17 protein-coding genes are annotated in these 22,797 nt (G+C 41.1%); 3 read left to right on the top strand and 14 right to left on the bottom strand.

Annotated features, from left to right (window positions below; all coding sequences use genetic code 11):
• Positions 1-53 precede the first annotated feature (53 nt).
• The 9 genes from HMPREF0659_RS02590 to HMPREF0659_RS12320 all read right to left on the bottom strand — a co-directional run bounded on the left by HMPREF0659_RS02590 (position 54) and on the right by HMPREF0659_RS12320 (position 12,761).
• Entirely contained in the window at positions 54-266 is a 213-nt protein-coding gene (locus HMPREF0659_RS02590; RefSeq protein WP_044045838.1) for a heavy-metal-associated domain-containing protein, read from the bottom strand.
• Positions 267-832: 566 nt separating this feature from the next.
• Entirely contained in the window at positions 833-1,396 is a 564-nt protein-coding gene (locus tag HMPREF0659_RS02585; RefSeq protein ID WP_013264014.1) for an AraC family transcriptional regulator, read from the bottom strand.
• Entirely contained in the window at positions 1,393-2,757 is a 1,365-nt protein-coding gene (locus HMPREF0659_RS02580) for an MATE family efflux transporter (protein ID WP_013264942.1), read from the bottom strand. The genes HMPREF0659_RS02585 and HMPREF0659_RS02580 overlap by 4 nt, the downstream gene beginning before the upstream one ends.
• 581 nt (positions 2,758-3,338) lie before the next feature.
• A complete protein-coding gene (locus tag HMPREF0659_RS02575) occupies positions 3,339-4,463 on the bottom strand; it encodes a UDP-N-acetyl glucosamine 2-epimerase (protein ID WP_004360530.1) in 1,125 nt (374 codons plus the stop codon).
• 116 nt (positions 4,464-4,579) lie between these two features.
• Entirely contained in the window at positions 4,580-5,527 is a 948-nt protein-coding gene (locus tag HMPREF0659_RS02570; RefSeq protein ID WP_013263822.1) for an SPFH domain-containing protein, read from the bottom strand.
• 103 nt (positions 5,528-5,630) lie between these two features.
• Positions 5,631-6,080, bottom strand: a complete 450-nt coding sequence (locus tag HMPREF0659_RS02565) for an NfeD family protein (RefSeq protein WP_009012952.1) — start codon at positions 6,078-6,080, stop codon at positions 5,631-5,633.
• Positions 6,081-6,653: 573 nt separating this feature from the next.
• Positions 6,654-7,553 carry a M48 family metallopeptidase gene (locus tag HMPREF0659_RS02560; protein WP_013264088.1) on the bottom strand — a complete coding sequence of 300 codons (900 nt, stop codon included), beginning with the start codon at positions 7,551-7,553 and terminating at the stop codon, positions 6,654-6,656.
• Positions 7,554-7,686: 133 nt separating this feature from the next.
• The gene (locus HMPREF0659_RS02555) at positions 7,687-9,000 is read right to left on the bottom strand and encodes an MFS transporter (RefSeq protein WP_013264058.1); all 1,314 of its coding nucleotides are present in this window, start codon (positions 8,998-9,000) and stop codon (positions 7,687-7,689) included.
• Between the two features lie 14 nt (positions 9,001-9,014).
• The gene (locus HMPREF0659_RS12320; protein ID WP_013264004.1) at positions 9,015-12,761 is read right to left on the bottom strand and encodes a DUF4922 domain-containing protein; all 3,747 of its coding nucleotides are present in this window, start codon (positions 12,759-12,761) and stop codon (positions 9,015-9,017) included.
• A gap of 248 nt (positions 12,762-13,009) precedes the next feature.
• Between HMPREF0659_RS12320 and HMPREF0659_RS02540 the strand changes: the two genes are divergently transcribed.
• From HMPREF0659_RS02540 to HMPREF0659_RS02530, 3 genes are all read left to right on the top strand, one after another.
• A complete protein-coding gene (locus HMPREF0659_RS02540) occupies positions 13,010-13,279 on the top strand; it encodes a hypothetical protein (RefSeq protein ID WP_013264840.1) in 270 nt (89 codons plus the stop codon).
• Between the two features lie 145 nt (positions 13,280-13,424).
• Complete coding sequence (locus tag HMPREF0659_RS02535) at positions 13,425-14,246, top strand: hypothetical protein (protein ID WP_013263928.1); 822 nt, start codon at positions 13,425-13,427, stop codon at positions 14,244-14,246.
• Positions 14,247-14,280: 34 nt separating this feature from the next.
• Positions 14,281-15,210 carry a cation diffusion facilitator family transporter gene (locus HMPREF0659_RS02530; protein WP_013264526.1) on the top strand — a complete coding sequence of 310 codons (930 nt, stop codon included), beginning with the start codon at positions 14,281-14,283 and terminating at the stop codon, positions 15,208-15,210.
• Positions 15,211-15,738: 528 nt separating this feature from the next.
• On the opposite strand, the gene HMPREF0659_RS02525 is transcribed toward HMPREF0659_RS02530, so the two are convergent.
• From HMPREF0659_RS02525 to HMPREF0659_RS02505, 5 genes are all read right to left on the bottom strand, one after another.
• On the bottom strand, positions 15,739-18,591 hold the full coding sequence (locus tag HMPREF0659_RS02525; protein ID WP_044045837.1) for a M16 family metallopeptidase: 2,853 nt from the start codon (positions 18,589-18,591) through the stop codon (positions 15,739-15,741).
• Positions 18,592-18,600: 9 nt separating this feature from the next.
• A complete protein-coding gene (locus tag HMPREF0659_RS02520; RefSeq protein WP_013263957.1) occupies positions 18,601-19,929 on the bottom strand; it encodes a thioredoxin family protein in 1,329 nt (442 codons plus the stop codon).
• 165 nt (positions 19,930-20,094) lie between these two features.
• The gene (locus HMPREF0659_RS02515; RefSeq protein ID WP_013264890.1) at positions 20,095-20,568 is read right to left on the bottom strand and encodes a hypothetical protein; all 474 of its coding nucleotides are present in this window, start codon (positions 20,566-20,568) and stop codon (positions 20,095-20,097) included.
• Between the two features lie 2 nt (positions 20,569-20,570).
• On the bottom strand, positions 20,571-21,203 hold the full coding sequence (locus HMPREF0659_RS02510) for a fasciclin domain-containing protein (RefSeq protein WP_013264138.1): 633 nt from the start codon (positions 21,201-21,203) through the stop codon (positions 20,571-20,573).
• Positions 21,204-21,244: 41 nt separating this feature from the next.
• Positions 21,245-22,792, bottom strand: coding sequence for a RagB/SusD family nutrient uptake outer membrane protein (locus tag HMPREF0659_RS02505; RefSeq protein WP_044045836.1), 1,548 nt, complete (start codon positions 22,790-22,792; stop codon positions 21,245-21,247).
• Positions 22,793-22,797: the final 5 nt, after the last annotated feature.

The following is a 22,797-nucleotide window of genomic DNA, read 5'->3' as shown; positions in this document are numbered from 1 at the left end:
TTCTACAAATGAAAAGAGCATAAAAATATGCTCTTTAGAGTATAAATAAGCTGTTACAAACTCAGCTCATAGCGTCCGCTGTTGTCTACAGCTTCCTTGATTTCAGAAGGATTAACCTTACTTTCGTCATATTCTACTGTGACATTAGCATCATCAAGATTAGCTTCAGCAGACGCTACACCATTGAGTGCTTTTAAGGCATTCTCAACATTTGCCTTACAATGTACACACTTCATACCACTTACTACATAAACATTCTTTTTCATAAGTCTTTCCTTTCTATTAATATTATGTGATTACTATTCTATTTTCTTCTTATCGTTTGCAAAGTTACACATATATTATCAATCATGTCTTATAGAATTATGGATAAAGATTATAACTTCTCGCATCGGTTCTACAAGAAGTTCATTCATAACATGGTAAGAAAAGAGTCTGAAATATCATCATCCAAGTGTTGAAAAATTATTACATAATTTCGAACTAAAGCCTTAGAATAATGCTAAAAGATAGATATAAAAGTCGAGTTTATAACCAACAGCAAATCAATTAGTTACAAAATCGCATTTCAAAAGGTGCTTAACAAGGGTGCAAAAGGGCGTTAGTTCACTTCCTAAAGGGCGTCTTTAAGAAGACAATTAAGGCTTAATTGAAACGCTATTAGTGCTCTATTAAAATATGACGAGTAAAATATTACAACAAAATATTCTTCTTTGCATCATTAAACATATGCTCACTTTCCTCCTAACATCCGTCTATTTTCCATCCCGAAAGTAAGAACAAAAATTAAATTCCACCTATAAGCAGTAGACTTAACTTTGTAAATAGCAGCCTAAAGTTTATCTAAGGCCGTTCGAAGATTATCTTTCATCCCCTTAAACTGACTGGGAGTCATACCAGTTACTGACTTAAACTGACTGGAAAGATAAGCCACAGAAGAGTAATTCATACGAAGCGCTATCTGCGTCAAAGTCAACTCATCATAACGAATGAACTCTTTCACTCGTTCTATACGCAACTCAATATAATATCTTTCGATAGTCTTTCCTTCGACCTCAGAGAAGAGTTTTGAAAGCGCACTATAGTCTTGACGAAGTTCAGATGACAGATAATCACTAAGATTAGTTGAACTTTGATTATCATGGTAATGTACAAGTCTGATTAAAGCAGACTTGATGTGATCGATGGTTTGCTGACGACGGTCGTCAAGAAGTTCGAAACCAAGCTCTTTAAGGGCTGTCCGAAGGGTAGAAAGTTGGACAGAAGAAGGGTCTTCCTCAATACTAACTTCACCTAATTCAACCTTTTGGGGGTGTAGTCCAACCTGCTGCAAAGTTTGGCTAACAGCCATTTTACAGCGATCACAAACCATATTTTTAATATAAAGTGTACTCATACTGTTGTTTTCTTTGCTGCTGCTTCACGTGTAAACTCACGGAAGGTATAAATAACAATAGGTACTGTAAGCGTGAAAGAGAGCACGTCACTGACGGCTTGACACATCTCAACACCTAACAGCCCAAAATAAGATGGAAGAATAAATATCAGCGGAATAAAGAACAAACCTTGTCGGGCTGCTGCCAAAATGTTCGCACGCCACGGCTTGCGGCAGGTCTGAGCAAGCATATTGCTTGCCAAAATAAGAGCATTAACAGGAAAAACACAAAGCTGCCATCGCAAGGCTACAACACCAATAGCAATCACCTCGGGGTCATCACGGAAGACACCTATCAACGTTCCGCTTATCATCCAGCCAATAATAGCTAACACGATAAGAAAAATCGTACCAATGGTTACAGTAAACTTATAGGCTTCCTTCAACCTGTCGTATAAGCCTGCTCCATAGCAGAAGCCACAAACTGGCTGAAACCCTTGTCCCAATCCGATGACAACAGCAAAGGAAAGCATTGCAATACGCCCAACAATACTCATCGCTGCGATAGCTGAGTCACCATAAACACCTGCTGCTAAGTTTAATGACATCGTTGCTATACAAGCTAATCCCTGCCTCATCATGGAAGGACTGCCACCATAGAATATCTCCTTATAACGCTGTAATGAGGGTGAGAAATTACGAAAATGAATGGCTATATTCTCTCCCCTGCGCGTCATTAAGAAAAGAATAACGAAGGACACAGCCTGTCCTATCACTGTTGCCCACGCAGCACCGCTAACACCCAAACCGCAAGTAAAGATGAGGATTGGGTCAAGAACCACGTTCAATATAGCACCTGTCACAATACCATACATCGCAAAATTGGCGTTTCCTTGCAATCGCATCTGGTTGTTCAAAGTAAGTGATGAGGTTAAGAAAGGTGCACCAAGTAGGATGACTTGCATATAGTCTTCCGTGTAAGGAAGAATGGTAGGTGTACTTCCAAGCATCAAAGAGAGGGGAGTGAGGAATATCTCACCAAGGATAAGAACAATTACTCCAACAAGAAACGAACTAAAAAAGCCTGTTGATGCCATCTTTATCGCATTTTCATGACGACGTGCCCCCAACTCACGAGAGATATAATTGCCCGAACCATGCCCAAAGAAAAAGCCCATTGCCTGCACAAAGAACATCAGAGAAAACACAACACCGACTGCTGCTGTGGCTTGTGTATCAATCTTACCAACAAAAAACGTATCGGCAATATTGTATAATCCTGTCACAAGCATGGAGATGATAGTCGGTATCGCCATTGTGATAATGACACAATGAACTGGTGCTTGCGTAAGATAAGTATAGTTATCTATATGTTCGTGCATAAACTTTTGCTATTTAAAAACTTATGCAAAGGTACTAAATAATTCAGAATCCATAATTCAAAATTCGTAATTATGATATTTCTTTAATTCATAATTTATAATTCAGAATTCATAATTATGATATTTCTTTAATTCATAATTTATAATTCACAATTCATAATTATGAATACTGGAAAGGAGGAATTCTTGGGTTAAGAAATACATATACCTGGCAAACAACTCCAATATTAGGTAAGCATTAACATCATAATATATTCATCATTAACGTCATACTATTTTCGTAATGATAACCATAATAACCCTATCCTCCCACCTTCAGCCGACGTGTTAGTACTCCGCACATATCGTGCTGGTGGTAAACACCAATGGTGCTAAGCACTAATTACCGCACAATCTCTTACTAACCTAATTACTTAATACTGCATACATAAAAGCAACATTTAGTCTTTTGCACTTTTATCCTATAGAAACAATAAGGACAGATATCCTCTATTGTCCGACTATTCTATAATAATAGCGAACAACAAGAATATCTGTCCCTACATTAAGAGCGTTAAAGCCCCTCTCAATATAAATGCGAATTAATGACGTTCGAGTAGGATTTGAACAACACGTTCAGCTGAACGGCCATCCCAACGTTCAGGTACACCACACTTCTTCCATGTTCCTGCAACCATATCACTCAATGAAGAACGGAGCAGTTCTGGGTCTTCACCAACCAAAACGTTAGAACCTACCTTTGCAGTCTCAATGTGTTCAGTATAGCTATTAAGCGTAATACATGGTACACCATTGAATGTTGCTTCCTCTGCAACATTACCAGAGTCAGTAATGATACCCTTAGCGTGAGCTGTAAGATAAGCAAATTCAAGATAACCCAATGGTTTTACGATATGGAGGTTATGGAGTTTGATGTTCTTCTTCAAGCTAAGTGCCATGATAACCTGCACTGCTGAGTCGCGAAGAGGAGCAATAATAGGGGTATCACCTGCTGTCTCACTCAACACGTGTAACATTCGTTCAAGATTGTCTTGATCAGCCAACAACGCCTTACGGTTCAATGTAAAGACAAGATAGTTACCCTCTTTCAAAGGTAAACCTGCCAACTCGTCAATGTCCGAAAGCCTCATACCCTCAATACGCTCACGATCATAGCGGATATTATCAATGAGAATATTACCCACCATATAAACCTTTGACAACTCTGCTCCTTCCTTGTTAGCAATGCTGTTGTTGCTAAATCCGGCTGTAAAAAGTATATCAGAAAGACCGTCAATTACCAAGCGATTGATTTCCTTAGGCATCGTTATATCAAATGAACGAGTACCAGCTGCAATATGCGCAAGGGTGATTGCCTGCTTCTTTGTCACAATAGCAGCCGCCATTGTAGAAGCAAGATCGTCCACAACGATAACCACATCAGATGGATTCTCTTGTAGATACTTCTCAAACTTAGACATCACCTGACCTGTAAGTTCATTCAAGTTCTCACATTCAACACCAAGATAAACATCTGGTCTGCGAATAGAGAGATTATCAAAGAGCTGATCTTCGAGTGTAGGATCATTCTCACTACCTGCATAAACCAATGAATAAGAAACCTTATGAGAACTATTCTCCTCAGAAAGTCTATTGATTACCCTGATGATTGGTGCTACCTTTATAAAGTTAGGACGTGCACCACAAAAGATACAAAGTTTTTTCATTTCTTCAAAGACCCACTCCGTAAGTCCCTTTATAGCAAGAGAAGCTTACGGAGTAGTCATCTATTTTAGTGTTTATATTTAATTATTCGCAGCAAAAGCGATGCTTAAGAGAAGCATTACTTAAACATATCCTTAATCCCACCGATAGAACCCATGAGATTACTTGCCTCAAATGGGAGATAAACAGTCTTCTGATTGTTATTCTGTGCGAGTTCTGTAAGCATCTGAATGTACTTCTGTGCAATAAGATAGTTTGCTGGATTCGTACTCTGACCAACAGCATCTGTAATCTTCTGAATGGCAATAGCCTCAGCTTCAGCCTTACGAATGCGAGCTTGTGCCTCACCTTCTGCAATCAAAATCTGCTGCTGTTTGTTAGCTTCAGCTCGGTTGATAGCTGCTTGTTTCTCACCTTCAGACTGGAGAATAGCTGACTGCTTCTGTCCTTCACTGGTAAGAATAGTTGCTCGTTTGTTACGTTCTGCCTGCATCTGCTTCTCCATTGCCTCAGAAACACTTGCTGGAGGAGTAATATCCTGAAGCTCAACACGGTTCACCTTGATACCCCACTTATTTGTAGCATCATCAAGAACGGCACGCAATTTAGTATTAATCGTATCACGAGAAGTCAGTGTTTGGTCAAGTTCCATCTCACCTATGATATTACGAAGTGTAGTCTGTGTCAACTTCTCAATAGCATTTGGCAAGTTATTAATCTCATACACAGCCTTGAATGGATCGATAATTTGGAAATAAAGCAGTGCATTTATCTGCATCTGAATATTATCCTTTGTAATCACATTCTGGCGATCAAAGTCGTACACCTGCTCACGCAAGTCAATTGAGTTTGTATAAGTATAACGTCCTGCACGCAATGCCACAATATCCTTTGCATGGTCAATAAAAGGGATAATAATATTGATACCTGGTTGAAGGGTTGCATAATACTTACCAAGACGTTCGATAATCTTTGTCTCACTCTGTGAGATAATCACGATTGACATCTTAGCAAAAACGAGTGCTAACACAACAAATGCAATCAGCACATAAGCTATTATATCCATAAGCATTAAAGTTTTTAATTTCCCACCCTAAGTATTTTATTATCTTAATGAGGCAAGAAACCGAAGGTTATTATTTGTTATTTAATTATTTTCAGATTACTGTTTAACAACGTTCGACCGTTGCGATAATAGAGTCAAGTCGTAAAATACGCACAGCAGCACCCGAATCGATTTCCATTCCATCAACAGACTGCGCCTTCCATGAGTCACCGTCTACCTTTACTCTGCCGTATCCACCAGCCTCAATCGTATCTGTTACCTTTCCTTCACGACCAATCAATGCTTCAGCATTACTTAATCTTTTATCTGCACCTTGATGAAGATATTTAAGCGCAATCGGTCGTACTAAGAATATACTCAATACCGAGAAAATGACAAAGACTATCACGTGAACAACTATGCTATCCGTAAATGCAGAAGCAAGTGAAGCACAGAAACTGCCTATTGCAAAACACATAATGTAGAAATCTCCGTTCATCATCTCTAAAATCAGACAAACAAGACCCACTAACAACCATGTTAACCACAGGTTTTGTATCAGATAATCCATCATAGCTATAAAGGTTTAAATTCGCTTGTAAAGATAATAAAAAAAGATGATTCTATCAAATCTTTCAATGAAAAAATAACACTATAACAGCTACTTACCACTATCAGAAAAGTATTTCTTTGCAAGATGACAATATAATACGAATCATAACGCCTAATAAACATTTCGCATAAATTAGCCGTTAGTGGCTTTTGATATTCTTGAAGATGACCATTGTGCTCGTATCTACAGATATCCGACCAACGTATTTGTGCTTAGCACATGACGTGCTGATGCTTAGCACATGTCGTGTTAGTGCTTAGCACCAATGGTGCGGAGTATTCATCAGCTTATAATATACCGTCAAAAGGGAGTTATTCAAGCATAAAACAGCACGACTTGTTCGGTCAGAAGAATATTACTTTTCAGAGCCTAAAACGACTAAGTTTATTTGATAGAAATTTCATATGCTAAAGAATGTCATTACATTTTTTATCAAACAGTATTGACTATATAAAAATTACGGCTATGTGCCTTCGTTCTTGAAAAGGTAAATAGCCGTAATAAAATATCATAAAATGATGCTCGTTCAAATTATCAACGTCTGTTTGAACGTTTAGAAGACGAAGAACCACCTATATGCAATGTTCTTGATGACTGTGAATATCCCGTAGAAGAAACACGATTAGAGCCACGACCACGATAATATTTCTCTGCCTCTGGCAGCCACTTCTTGATATTCTCAATACGACGAGCATCTGAAGGGTGGTCGCTCAGAATCTCAGAACGGCTACTATTCGTTGCTGCAGCCATTCGTTGCCAGAATGTTACGGCATTCGCAGGGTCATATCCAGCCATCGCAGCAAAGATAAGTCCCATGTAGTCAGCCTCACTTTCATTATCGCGACTGTACTTCAAGTTACGGAAAGAGAAGTATCCTCCCGCTACCTGTGAAGCGATGTCGCCTACTCCACTACCAACAGTAGAGTTCAAGACAGTACCCAATATATTGGTTCCCATCTGCTGATTCATCTGCTTTGTAATCTGCTCAGCACTGTGCTTAGCTACAGCATGCGCAATCTCATGACCTAAAACGATTGCCAGACTTGCCTCATTCTGTGTGTAAGGCAATAATCCTTCGTAAACAACAATCTTACCTCCAGGCATACAAAAAGCGTTAGCCTGCTTGTCTTGAACAAGATTAAACTCCCACTTGAAGTTATTAATCTCATTAGCATAACCATTATTACGTAAGTAAGTCTCCACCGCATTGGCAAGGTTGCGACCTACACGCTGAACCATAGCAGTATTCTTTGCATCAGTAGAACGTTTTGCTGATGCCATAAACTTTGTATATTCCTGATTACTAAGGCTAAGAAGCTGCGCATCAGAAATACTGATACGATGTGTACGACCCGTTAATGGAACTTTAGAAGCCGTACCACAGGCTGTCATCAAAGCGACAACAGCTGCCATTAAGAAATACTTAATCTTCATTTTATTTACTGTTTTTTATAACTATCTATTTGCGAAAGTACAACATTTTTCGTGAGGTACAAATAAAATCATGACTTTTTTATAAAGGTTAACGGCTGAAAACAAAACATCAGAACTGTCGTTTTAAATGGATTTAAACCATCCTTTTTCGTTTTCCTATCTCCTTTGTTACAGGGAGAAAGTAGGTCACTATAAAACTGATAACACCCAACATTGCCACAAGAAGGAAGAATAGACGATAGCCCACATACTCCTGCAAGAAACCTGTAAACCATCCTGTCATCACCAACGAGAAGGCTGTTATTGCCGTACCTATTGAATAAGTAAATGTGGAGTGCTCCCCTTTTGTACAATGAGCGAGCCATACAACATAAAACGTTAATCCCAAACCTGCTCCAAACTGTTCGATAATCACACACAAATTGATAATTGATAAGGTGGAGACAAAGTAATAACTGAGATAAACAAAGACAAACTTTGGCAAGGTCAAGGCTATAACAAACAGCCACAACCAACGCTTCAAGCCGTCACGACGTACCAAATTAGCACCTAAGGCACTTCCTCCAATTAACGAGAACGTACCCACTGTTCCCAAGACTAATCCTAACTCCTGTGGTGAAAGAGCTAATCCTGCATTACTTCCTGGGTCTATCAAGAAGAGTGGTGCTATTCTAAAAAACATCCCTTCGGGTATTAGAAAGGCAAAAAGGAAACACAAGTTTGCCACATAATGAGGACGGCGGACAAAGGCAGCCTTGACATCATGCCACCATTGACGTGTCACCCCTGTCCATATAGGGAGGTTCGCATGAATATTATCTTTGGGAAGTATGATAGCATGAAGTAGCATCAAACAGGTCAATAAGCCTGACAGAACCCTAAAAATAATTGCCCATGAAGGGGCTACCGTCCTATAAATAACCTCTAAGTTTCCTGCTATCGTAACAGGAATAGCCTTTCCCACAATGATAGAAAGCATATAAGAAATGGCACGCGTACCAATAAAAGCAGGACGATTATGCAAGGCCGTTTCACGCTTATACAGTCTTTCGATAGCCACATCATGCAAGGCAGCCATCGTTGCGATTATCATTAAGAAGAAGACTGTCCACTCAAACCAATCAACAGATGATGCCATAAACGCCAATCCACCAAGACTCAGTGCCATAACAAACTCTGTCAGAATTACCCATGCATACTTACTCCAATAGCCAACGACCAATCTACCTAACAAAGGTCGGAGGATAAAGGGCAGTATTAACCACGATGTCGTCAGCGTGATAGCACCATTCGACAAGCCCATTCTGTTGAAATAGACTAATGAAGTCATCAACAAGATAACATACGGTAGTCCACGTGTCAAATAGAGCGTAGGAAGCCAGAGCCAATAGCTACGCCACTGGTCAACAATAGGAATTCCATTGATTATCTTCTGTTCCTCGTGCATCTTCGTATGCTTTATTAGTATTGTGCTTCAATAGCTGCTGTCTGGTAATAATGTTGGAGGATTTCGTCATATCGATAGCCTTTCTCGCCCATTACTGCAGCACCAATCTGACACAAGCCAACACCATGTCCCCACCCTGCACCAATAAGACGGAAGTGCTGTGGGACACCATTCACGACCTCACTACGTTCTACCACGAAAGCAGAACTGTAGAGATGGCTCTCACTTAACGTACGTCTTATCTCTAATTCCTTACCGATAATACGTGTGAGCTTTGTCCCTACAATCTTCAAACGCGTGATACGACCACTCTTACCACGCTCTAAAGGTTGGAGGTCAATAATCTCTCCGAAATCAAGACCACTCTTACGAAGGATTAGCTCAGCAAGTTCTGACTGTGTGAAGTCTACTGTCCAGCGATAAAAGTCTTGTGTTTCTTGATCGTAGTTATTAAGCACCTGCCCCAAGACTGCCGCATCCTTTGTATTACAAAAAGCCTCTGGAGACGACAGAATCCACTCCTGTGCCGTCTTCTCATCAGTGAGATCAATCGTAGGGGCTGTTCCCAAAGGTGCATTATCTACTACAGAGAGTAGGTAGGGCTTATGAGTATTGTCCCAACAGTATTCATATTCCTCCGAAACACCTCCGCAACACTTACTGAAACGAGCGTCGCAAATTTCCTTTCCATTCATCAACAACTGCCCACGAGTAGCCTTTATTGCCTCTTCAACATGTGGACTCGTTGCCTTCGTAATGCCCTGATAACGTTGACAATGGTCGTCTGCACAGACATCAAACAAGGTATGTGCATCGCTATCATACCATACAACACCCTCTTCATCCGATACTTTTACTGGTGCAGATGCTGTCTGAACACCCATTTCAATGGCTTTTCGTCTTCTCATCTGTACCAAAAGCCAACTGCGAGAGATAACAGCATGTGCCTTCAAAAGCTCTAACGAAGAGGTAGCACTCATCTCACTTGAGATAACACTTGCTAAATAACGCTCTACAGGTAGTTCATTAATAGCCAAAAGTTTATCTCCATCGACAACAAAACGTAGCTTTCCGAGGAAGGTTTGTGCCTCTTTGCGCTCCCAATGGAAGTCTACACCGATAGTAACATCCTCCAAAGTGAAGGATATATCATCATTTTGCGGGGTAAAGCAAAGTTCTGTATAGTCTGCAGAATCCCACAAAATCTGTCCGTCTTTGAACTTTACAATCTGCTTACCTGTCACCTCTTTGTTTCCTATTGTATAAGTACCATTCAGCTGAAAACGAATTTCGTCGCCACGAACGATACCTACAGAAACTATAGGTTCGTGCTTCCAATCATCGAAAGCGAGGTCAACTGCCTTATTGCGAATCCGTTTCACGACTTCATTCATTGCCTCATCTGACAGTGAAACCTCACGTAAAATCGCCTTGGCAAGCTCTGCTGTCATCCCTTCGAAGTCGCTCTGACGAGGCAATATCATCAATCCTGCCATATCCAAGCTACCCGGACTGACCAGACACTGTGCCTCCCCATCAGCAGAATAACAATCAGGGCGATGCTTCTCACGTGGGAATACGACTGAAATAAACGCCTCCCCACTGCGCCAAGCCACAATATTCATCATCGGTTCAGTCTCATCTTCCTTTATTGGAAGTGACTCATATAAACGGCTGAAGAGCTCAACATCGTGCTTCCCTGTATGACTCACGATAGCTAAAACAGAACAGATATAGTCTTTTATCTCATAGATTCCCTCCGTATCATTCAGTTTTAAGAGTGGGACAGATGTCTCGTAAAGCCGTTGCCAGTCACGTTGTAAAGGGAGAATACCACTTGTTCCTGCCTGAAAGTGGAGATGATCAGGTGCACTCGCCCCACACTTCGGACCATTATAGAACACCATCAGCTGCGGATAAGCTCTTAGCAAGCGATGTATCTGTACGTAATTATCCGCTATTGCTTGCTGTTGATGATGACGAGAAGGTATCGTGAAATGAACAGGGAGAATTGGGAAAGGGTTGACAAGGATATCAAAACCTTCTCCAAAAGGCAGAACAATCTGCTCTACTGGGCGATTCTTTTCACAAAGAAAGCAAGGGCGCTTAGCCAGCGTAGCCTTATCAATCTTTGCACCTGTACTCACTAAGCGTGCAGGATTGAATTGCGCAAGGGCTGAACCCACCTCACGCGTCTGCACACCCTTCAACTCTTCAAAACGTTTTGCAACGTCTTGCCATTGGTTCAGCTGGTTATGAAAAAAATCAGTTAGCCCTTTCTCTCTGTCTTGATTCTGTTTTTGACGTGCAAGAATCTCAACTGTACGCAGCTGATCTTTATAGTGATTGTTGGCATTTACCTTATCAATGCTCAGTACGGCATCACTATTTCCACCCCAACGACGGCACAGATAAAGTTCATCATAGATTCGTCCGATACGGAAACGACGACTAAAAGCCAAGCCCATCGCATAGTCTTCACCATAACTTGTATTAGGGAATTGATGCTGACGAACCAAAGGAGTGAAGAAAGCACGTGGTGCACCGAGTCCGTTGATACGCAGGGCATTGTTGCAACCATTATCCTCCGTCCACTCATTATGACTAATCAAGCCCGGTGGAAGGGTATTAAGATCGAAGTCACACATACGATAAGAGCCTACTATCATCGCTGCTTTCTGTTCGTGGAAAGCATCGACAATAGCCTGCAAGGTGTTCTCTGAAGAATAAAGGTCATCACTATCCAACTGAACAGCAAAGCGACCACAATGCACATCATTGATAGCATAGTTCCAACAGCCACCTATACCGAGGTCTGTACGTGTAGGAATAAGATGTACAAGGCGTTCATCTGCAGCCAAAGAAGAGAGAATCTCCGTCGTACTATCTGTCGAATGATTGTCAACAACGATAACGTTAAAAGGAAAATCTGTCTTCTGCGAGAGTGCAGAAACGACCGCATCGCGCACCGTCTTCTCACGATTAAAGACAGGAATTACCACCGATGCCTCTACCGGAAAAGCCTCACCAGAGAAGTCAGGCTGTACATATTGCGTTGTATCAACCAAGGCTTTGATAGCAGAGAGATGTGCCGTTGCTGCCTGCTCCATCTCAATCTGTACCTCACGGTTGCGTGGATTCACATAATCAAACTGCTTCTCACCACTTGCACGTAGGTCATCTTCTTCCTCTGTATAGAGATATTCATTCAGATGAAAGAGTTCTCCCTCACGACTTAAGAATAGACGAAGGTCGTACCAACCTGCAAACTGATAATCCTTTGCCACCTCTTTCGCTGCATACTTCTTTAGACACTCTGTCTTAAGAAGTACAACAGAACCAAAATCAAAGTCATCACGGATACTACCCAACTGATAGTCTGTAACGGGATGCTTCACCGTCTTGCCAGCTTCCACAGAGTAATGGTCAGCATAAACCATTGCTGCACCAGTCTCTTCAGCTACCTGCAGCATACGCTCAAGCGCATGATAACCTAACGTGATAGGTCCTTGCTTCAAATAAAGCAGAGCATAATCGGCTGCCGCTGTTGTTGAAACAAGGCGCATAGTAGCAAGGGAAAGCAAGCTGCCTGCCTGCAGGTGATGGGTGTACTGAGGCAGTGCCTCAGTAGGCAGGACATCTGCAGCTAACGTATATATATTCTTTACCACACCTGACTCGTACAACTGTGCAGCAAGCGACTGCATCATTGCAGCTGTACTATACGGTAGAAAGCAATCTATCTGTTTCTTCTTTTTCATCTAAAATGTATTCTTTTATCTACTTGCAAAGATACTATAAAATCCCGTCTTACGTACGAAGATTCGAAAGAAAACAACCAACTGCGAATTATTTTCATGAAAAGAAATATTTATTTACGCAAAGAAAAAAATTTTTTTTCATGAAAAGAAATTCTTTTCTTCGTGAAAATAATTTGGAAGCGGTGGTCATACTGAACTTTTTCTGTAACTTTGTACACATAAAAAAGACATTAAAAGATAGCCAAAAGATGGAAAAAGAAAATCATATAGACCGTGCATTAGCATTTATGGAGAATCTTGAAAAGCTTGGTGCACAGCTTCAGAAGGCTGACGAACAGCAGAAACTAATGCTGCAACAGATGCTGACAAAAAGCCAGAACAAAGAAACAAACACGGATGAATACCGCGAACTGGAACAAAGAAGCAAGGACCTTCAAGCTATGATTAACAAGTGGCGTCCTATCTATGAGGAACGTCTGAAGATGGTGAAGGAGGCACAGAAGGCTGCAAAGAAGTAAGGCTGATTGTAGAAGAACAAGACTTAAAGAAGTTCGTTTCCCCCTCTGAAAAGGAAGTATGTCTCCCTTACTGCTACTCACTATCTATTATTCAAGATTGCAGAACTCCGCATATACAAACAAACTCCCTAACTATCAATAACAAATGAAGAAAGACTTATACAAAGACATCAGACTGTTCTTATTAGCTATCATAGCTGTTAGTTTGTTTTTCTCATGTTCGTCTGTTCCTTCTGGAATAGCCGAAGAGATAACTTATCACGGAGAACAACTGCATCGTTATCTGACGATTATCAAAGACGTAACATCGAAAGCGGAGAAGAGTAAGGATACAATCACCTATTATTGTAACCAAAAAGGACAGCTCATCATAGAGCGTGTGGGTACAGATAGCTTGGATGATTACACCTACTCCTACGTCGGTGACACGATTTTCATTCATAAGAAACATAATCAGAACCCGATAGAAAGACTCTTCAAGAGCTATTACATAGTAAAAAACGGACTTATCGTAGAAGCAAATGACATTCCTCAGTTCTACACATACACCTACGATAACAAACGAAGACTTGTATGTCGTGACACACCTAATGTTATCTGTGGCAGAACAACCTACAACCTCCAATGGAAGGGAGAAAAGATGTTCCCTTATAAACCATTTAATATCAGCTACAGAGAGACTGGGCAGAAGGCAGCCTGCCACAACTTCTATTTCTTGTGGATGCATGGCAGTGGCATAAGGATACCCATCCCCTTCATCACCTTAGGCTATATGGGTGTTATTCCGGAAGGAGATATTAGCAGCTATAGCTTCAGTTCAAAAGATAAAGACTTCGATTTTAAGTCGCAACTGACAACGGAGTATGATAAGGAAGGACGTCCCACCCGCATTGAAGAAGTGGTGACAACACTAAATAAAAATAACAAAGAGGAAAATAGTAAGTACATTACAGAATACATCTGGTAAATATATACCAATATCAAAAAGCTTAAAACAGGATATGAAAAAGGAAAAGAAAAGTGAAGGAATGATGAGTGTTATCGCTGCCTTAGGTGCAAACATCTTGGTAGCGATATCAAAGTTTGTTGGTTTTGCTGTGTCTGGCTCAGCTGCAATGTTGAATGAGTCTATCCATAGTATCGTAGATTGTGGCAATGAAATACTACTGTTAGTAGGCAACCGACAGTCAACAGCGAAGATATCAGATAAACATCCGTTCGGACAGGCACGTGCTAAGTATTTCTATAGCTTAGTTGTTGCAATGATGTTGTTCTTCGCCGGTGGTGCATTAGGTATCATGGAAGCAGCAGAGAAGTTATTTCACCCAGAACACAGCTTGGAGAACACATGGCTCGTCATTGGTATTCTTGTCTTTGGACTCTTAGTAGAAACTGTCAGTCTAAGGGTTGCCTTCAAGGAGATTAAGGAACTGAACAAGGACAATCTTTCACTTTATCGTTTCCTACGAGAAAGCCGTCACAGTGAAATTCTCATCATCTTTGCAGAAGATAGTTGTGCTGTCATTGGTCTGCTAATAGCCTTAGGAGGTACATTTCTGACCCACTTCACAGGTAATCCATTCTATGATGCCCTCTCGGGTGTACTGATTGGTGTACTCCTCTGTGCAGCAGCTCTTTTCCTCGCACGTGAGTTCTACAGTCTGCTTATTGGTGAGAGTGTCACGCAGAAGGATTTAACTCGTATCAAAGAGACATTCAACAGAACAGAAATCAACCGCCTCATCAACGTCAAGACCATTCACCTCGGTCCTAATGACATCCTTATCACTGCAAAGATTGATGTTAAAAGCGAATACGAAGCGCAAGCACCTCAGTTGGTTAACGACATCGAGAAGAATATGCGTGCCGCTTTCCCTGAGTACAAGATTTATATCTATATTGAGACGGATAAATATAAAGAGGATTATTAAAGACCTCTCCCCCAACCCCTCTCCGAGAGAGAGGGGAGTGCTGGACACAAGAGAAAGTAATTCCTATTACTATTCCTATTCGTCTTCTACAATCAATCTATCCCCTCACAAAGCGATATTTGTAAACTATTTTCATATGATTCAAATCCAAAACATGCTCTTTAGGCTTCTAAAAAAAGCCTAATTGACTTGCAATAGGTGCTCTTTTGAGGGCTAACTAACGCCCTTTTGAAGTCCAATTAGGCACATCTTCTTATACCACCTTACAACTAACTGATTACCTGAAGGTTACAAACCCACCTTTTAGACATCTTTTTGCCGTTATTTATAGAGCTTTTGTTTGAAAATATGTAATGATTTTTCAAACACATATCTATGTTTGTTAGTATGAAAAGAAAAAGGTTTTCTGTGTCGGAGGATAATAATAGAATAGACTATTAACGGTCTCAGTACATCTTGTACAAAGACAAAAAAAACAGAGGTGCACTCTTGGTACACCTCTGTTTTATTATATTTACTTACCATTAATTACTTAAAGGTGTGTTTACCTTCCTGTGCAGCAGGCTTAACAATAATCTCACGCTGCTTAGCATTTGTCATCACTTTCATAGCCACAGCTGTGATATCTTGTGGTGTAAGTGTCTTGAATACTGGTGCGGAAGCGGCATTATCATTTGGAGATAGCTCGTTGCCCGTCTCAGCATAGATATTCAATAAAGCCATCCAAACTGATGGGTCACTGTTTGACTGTGATGCTGCACCAGACTGTTCCTCATCAACAGCCAAAGGTACCATTGCAGCCTTGAACTCATCTGCAGTGAAACGGCCAGCCTTCACATCATCAAGAATACTATAAACAAGGCTAACAGCTTTATCAGCATTCTCTTTCGCAGTAGAAAGATGAATATTAAGGCTCTCGCCAGCTACTGGCTGTGAAGTATAGTTGCTCTGTACACCTACGGTATAAGTAAGGTGTTCTTTCTCACGCAACACATCAAAATAACGACGCTCCAAGAGTCCACGCATCACCTCCAGAGCAGCTTGCTCACGCTCAGAAAGTTTCTGCTTATTGGCAAATGAAATCTCAATCTCTGCCATACCACCTTCTGTTTCCGTCTCGAAAGTACGCTTGATAACAGGCGTAGATGACGAGAAATCCATTGGCTGGATAGTTGTCTTCACAGGCTTACCTTCACCCTTGAGAGAACCTATATAGCGAAGCACCAACTCTTTTGCCTTTGCTTCTGGAATATCACCAATAAGACAATAGGTAAAACGTGATGCATCACCAAGGTGTGCTTGGAACTGTTCCTGTAACTTATCAAACTGAACTGACTTAAAGAAAGCCTCATCCTGACGTGGATTCATCGCACTAACTGGATAGAGCAACTGCTGGATAGAATCCTGTACAGCAGCCATACCTGTTGTTGCACGGTTCTCGTAGACGTAGAGATTACGCTGGATATACTTGTCAAAGGCTGACTTAGAGAAGTTCTGACGTGACAGAATCAAATACAGATAGCTGAAGAAATCGTCAGCCTTGTCAACAGGTGCATTACCACCGATACCATCACTGTAGTCTTCCAACGAGAGGGAAAGATTGATGTCCTTGCCCTGTAGCCACTGCGCCAACTGATTTCGGTTGTAATTATATACACCTGACTGCATCAAGAGTGAACGCATTGCATTATAGTTAGCAAGTTCTTGTGCTGGGACAATAGACTTACCTCCCTCTGCAGAACCTGCAAAGAGGAACTTACCACTCAGTTCTGGAACGTTACGATAAAGAACTTTTGCACCATTAGAGAGTGTCCACTCCTTTGCCTGCAAAGTCTTTAACTGCTTCTCAGAAACAATCTTTCCTCCTGTCAGAGGGAAGTCAATCAACTGACTGATAGGCTTCATACCATCAGCACGAGCCATATCGCTGAATGAACTCTTTGCCTTCAATGCAGCCATAAGATCATTCTCAGTGATATTCATCTCACTCTGCGACTTAGAATAAGTGACAAAAGCGAGGTTATTATCATTGAGCAATGACTTCATCCAAGCATTCATGTCCTCAACCTCTAACTCAACCAAAGTCTCGAGGTTACGGTTAATCTGTCCGCGGAAGTCTTGTACAGGAATATCATAGAGGAAGTTCTGACGGAAAAGCATCAAAGCATTGTCTGGTGTTCCCAGTCCCTTTGCTTCGAGGACATCCTTCATTCCATTGTACATCTTCTCCTTCTCAGCATTGAACTCAGTTGCAGTAAAGCCCTGGTCGCGCAAGTTATCACGTACAGCTAACATCTGCTGAAGCGCCTTCTGTTCATTACCCTGATAGGGAACCATGTCCCATGCCATCTGATAATAGTTTCGTACCAAAGGAGATAGACTCACCTCAGCGGCAATATAACTCTCCTTATCAGCATTCTTCAACATCACAAAACGCTTTGGAGCCAATGTATTGAAAAACTTAGTGAAGATAAACTGACGTACTCGGTCCTCCTCAGGCGCATTACCCTTCACCTCATAACGTTGATAAAGACCAAAAGAAGCACTCTTGTTCTCTGGGTCAATGAAACGCATATAGAGTGGTGTGGTATTGTCAGGAATCTGTCTTGTCTGTGGATTTACAGCAGGTGCTTGCTTAGCAGGTAATGTCTTGAAGACCGTCTGAATATTCTTTTCCATCTGGTCGACATCAACATCACCGATAACAGCAATAAACTGCATATTAGGACGATACCACTTATCATAGAACAGCTTTACCTGCTTCTGCTGAAAGGTCTCCAATATCTTCTGTGAACCAATCACATTATGAGTAGCATAGCCAGCATGATTATAAACAACAGGTGCAATGGCATCTGTCAGACGACGGTCTACTCCCGAACGATGACGCCATTCCTCAAGGATAATACCACGTTCCTTTTCAATGTCTTTAGGGGTCATCTTGACGCCATGGCACCAGTCACGGAGCACCCAAAGCATATTCTCATTAAGCTTCGCATCATTGGTTGGTACGTTATGAACCGCATAACGCGTATCATCAACACCAGTGAAAGCCTCAAAGTCATTAAGGTTATTACTGCGAAGGAAGTTCATCACACCATTAGGGAAATGGTCTGTCGTATTGAAAGCCAAGTGCTCCAACACGTGCGCCAATCCCATTTCCTCATCATTCTCTAAGATAGCACCTACATTCTGGTAGAGGTAGTATTGTGCCTCACCAGTAGCAGAACCATCATTATAGATATAATAAGTAAGCCCATTTGCCAGTTTTCCCTTTCGCAATCCATTCATCTGCGCATTGGCAGGACTAAAGGGGGAAAACAAAAAGCCTATGAGCAGTGCCACTGGCATGCTCGATAGGCATTTAATGATATTCTTGAACATAGTCATTGTTTACTTTTCAAGGAGTTCGAGCGTAGAGAGCTTCTGCTTGATTGCACCCTGCAACATAGCCTGTGGCATCTCCATATTCTCCAAACGGAGTGTCTCAGCAAATGCCTGGTTATAGTATTCACGTGCCTTGGTATAGTTCTTCAATTCACGATAAGAGTCACCTATCATTACCATATAGTTGACACGGTCCATCACAGCATCTTCCTGTGACAAAGCTTTCTCAGCCCACTTGATAGCTACCTCATGATCCTTAGCCTTCAGATTCTTGCCTGCAGCCATGTAGAGGTTCTGTGCAGCCTTACCATAGTCGGCTGAACGGAGGTTATTCTCCATCTTGCCAAAATAGGTCTCCATAGCTTTCACATAGCCATTCACATCCTTGTTCTTATACAAGTTGAAAAGAGCATCAAAGTAGAGCTTAGCCTTCTCGTATGGAGTAATACCTGTCAAGCCAACAACCTCGTATGCCTTTGCATACTGGTTCTTAACTTTCTCTACATAGTCTTTATACTTCACGTTGCCATCTTTTGCCATATCCTCGGCAAAGATGTCGTTAGCCTCAACAATGTAGTAGGCAGGTGCCTTACCAAGTTTCTTCATCCAGTCATCAAGGTGGTCGTTCATAAGGTCAATCATATACTGCTTGTGCTCCTTATCTTCATCACCCTCCAATGTTAGAATGATACGATAGTCATTCTCATTGATAAGCTTCAATGGTGCCTTTGCAGCTACATAGTTCTTATAAAGTTTCTGCAAACGTGTTACCCACTTATCTGCATCCATACCCTCCTGCGCCTGCAAGAAAGATGGTGCCTTGAGAAGAAGTTGCTGCTGAACGTCAAGGTCGTTGTTATCAGCCTTGTACTTATTGTAAAGTTCCTCAAAACTTACACTCTCTCCAGCAGCAATCTTAGCAGCCTCCATGAGTTCATCCTTATCCATCGCACCTGTATTCACAGACAAGGCCTTACCATCTGGTGCAATGAAAGCTACTGTTGGATATGCTGCTACCTTATAGTTCTTAGCGATATCAACATTCTCACCCTTCTCTGCATCTAACTGCAGACTGATAAAGTGTTCATTGAAATACTTTCCAACTTCCTCTTGTGTGAAAACTGTCTTTGCCATCTTCTTACAAGGAACACACCACACTGCGTAGAAGTCAACAAACAGAATTTTATTCTCTTGCTTAGCTTTTACCAAAGCTTCACTGAAAGTTCCCTTAAAGAACTTTATACCATTTGCTGCTTCTGTACCCTGCTGTGCACGAAGCTGTACTGCCATCATCAAAAGACATACAAGCAGTAAGATATATCTTCTTCTTTTCATATTTAATCTGTTTTTAATGGATTATTTTATTCAATCTATTCATTAAACTGTATCCTACTTACAGCATTGATTTTATTCATATCTATCTTTTTAATACATGAGAGGAATACGCTTAAAGTCAATGCTGAACGTAGTATATACATCTACAATATACCTTTATCGAAATTACTCGACAGGCAGTTCATCATCTGTTACTACCACCTTAAAGATGTTTTCCAATACTACCTCATGGTCTTGATTATACACCTTAAGAGAGAGACGATATCTGCCGTTTGCCAACTGTTGCGTAGCTTCTTGTGTGACAACAATCAGACCACCGGTAACAGAAATCTTGCCCTCCTTATAGAGTTTCATAAACAACTGTGCTTGTTCCTGATTGTCAGCCTTAACTCCTGACAACTCATAATTGATAGGGTTAGTACCTGCAACACCTTGGATACGTGTTGAAACGAATGGTAACTTATTGATACCACGCTCACTCGTTGCATCGACGTTATGGAAGGCATTAAGAGAATCGGGAGTAAAAGATGCTCCCGTTGTTCTCAGATAGCCAACATCCATTTTGCTACATGATACCATAAAACCTATTGTAAGGGCCATAAGGCATAGCAATGCGATTCCTTTCTTCATCTTTTTCATTTTTAAAAGTCGGTTAAGTTGAAGTCATAAACAAGTGAGTGAACCACTCCTGTGTTTGTTTCAATATTACATGAAGCAACGTCAGAAGTCTTGGTGGTCGTTGGGGAAACCAAGTGGATACGCAACGGTCCAGCACCAGGAACACTGTTGTAAGACTCACGGAATGTATAAATCCACAACTGATTACCAGAAGCCATCTCTACTGTCTCACCACCCTTACCGATTGGTGTTGATACATCAGAAGATTTAACACCTTCCTTAAAATCATCAAGCATCACTCGCTTGTTAGGTAAAACACAATTTAAGATAAACTTCTTACAGTCAGCAACAGGAATATCTGACACTCTCGTCATTCCATTATCATAGAGATAACGATTGATACTATGATTGGTAGGACCAAAGAACGTGAAGTTCTTGCCATACTGACTTGTACCTTGGAAAAGAGAAACTAAACCTGCACGCTCAGTCATCACGCAAAGAGAATCCCAGTTATAGCTATCGCCTTTGAAGTATTCCCACATCGTCATATCGTGCTTACCATTAGCAAGACCTGTGTCATCAAAGTTATACTTGGTACAACTGGAGAGTACTCCCATTGTCAGACACACAGCTATTATATATATAATCTTTTTCATATATCAAACAATATATTTATTGTAACGTTCCTAACCCGTTATTAGTTATAAGCCTGCCAATATGGCTTCTGGCGCAACTGGGTATTAATAACGTGTCCATCTTTATCCTGCCATGCATCCTTTGGAAGTGGAAGGAAGAGTGCACCGCCTTGAATGTCTTGATTGGTCAGCAAAAGGAACTTACCTTGCAGTTCTTCTTTCACATATCCATTACGAATGACATCGGCATAACGTGCATCATTTTCACCGATAAACTCTTTCTCTCTTTCAAGGAAGATAGCCTTCTTCAGTCCCTCTGTATCGTAGGTTGATGGATAAGAAAGTGCACCAGCACGTGAACGAATCACATTAAGGTCAGCGATAGCCTTTGCATCGTTGCCTAACTTCTGATAACACTCTGCTCTCAACAGATAGAAATCAGCAAGACGCCAGTAAACATAGTCAGCATCTACCGTACGGTAAGTCTTACCACTTGCAGAATACTGATCGGCATCCATAATTGCTTTTCTGAACTTATACATAATAGCGTAATCAGTTCCATCTACCTCATGTGAGGTACCCCACTGATAGAAAAATGCCTGTAGACGCTGGTCAGTAGCATCAGGAAACAATCTTTCTATTGTTGAAGTATAAAGCTGATAGGTACTACTTGATGGTAAATCAGCTAATGTTTGGTCCTCTCTTACAGGCCAGCTCACAAAGTTCTGTGCCACTTCATTAGGAGAAACAACATTCTCTGAGCGCGTCTTATCGAAGTACAAACTGAAGATTGCCTCTGGATTAGGAGACTTCTCATTAGACAGATACGTGCAGAGTTCCTCTGGTGAAGAGCAAAGCTGATAATTACCGACCTGACCATCGATAAGCTGTGTTGAGTAATCGATAGACTTCTGATAATCTTCTTGCGCATTACCCTGCAACTTATAAAGTTCTGTCACACTACCCTTCCACGCATAAATCTGTGCGAGTAAGGCTGCAGCAGTACCCTTTGAAGCAGTCTGACGATTAGTGATAGAAACACCATTCAAGTCTGTCAACTTATCCCATGTAGGCAGAATATCCAATGCTTTCTTTGCGTGTTCTATTGCAGCATTAAGCACATCACTCTGTGAAGAGAGAGAGTAAGGCTTTATCTCTGAAGAATTATCAGTGATGATTGCCTCACCATAACGTTGTGCCAAAAGGAAATAAGACAATCCAAGAGCGAATTCAGCTTGTCCTACATGATACTTCCGACGATCTTCAGCCAAGTCTTTTGTCTTATCTATATTATCAAGCAATAGATTTGATTCAAAGATAATGTCGTAAAGACCCTTCCATGAATACTCACTTGTTATTACTGTTCGTGGATTCCACTGGCGTAACTGCTTGCCATCAAGAATCTCGTCAGCCTTCATACCTGCTGTTGAAAGAACATAGTTATTGCCAACAACGGTGTTGATATAGTATTGAATAGAAGTGGTTGTCGCATTCAACTCTTTCTCTGTATTGAACGAGTTGCTGTAAGTCAATCCGTTCTCAGGCTGCAAGTCAAGGCTGCAAGAGGACAGAAGACAACCACATATTGAGAGCATTATAATCTTCTTCATTTCTG

The organism is Prevotella melaninogenica ATCC 25845 (genome assembly GCF_000144405.1).
Lineage (GTDB): Bacteria > Bacteroidota > Bacteroidia > Bacteroidales > Bacteroidaceae > Prevotella > Prevotella melaninogenica.
Note: the sequence above shows the minus strand (reverse complement) of the source record. Positions and strands in the feature narration are given on the sequence as shown.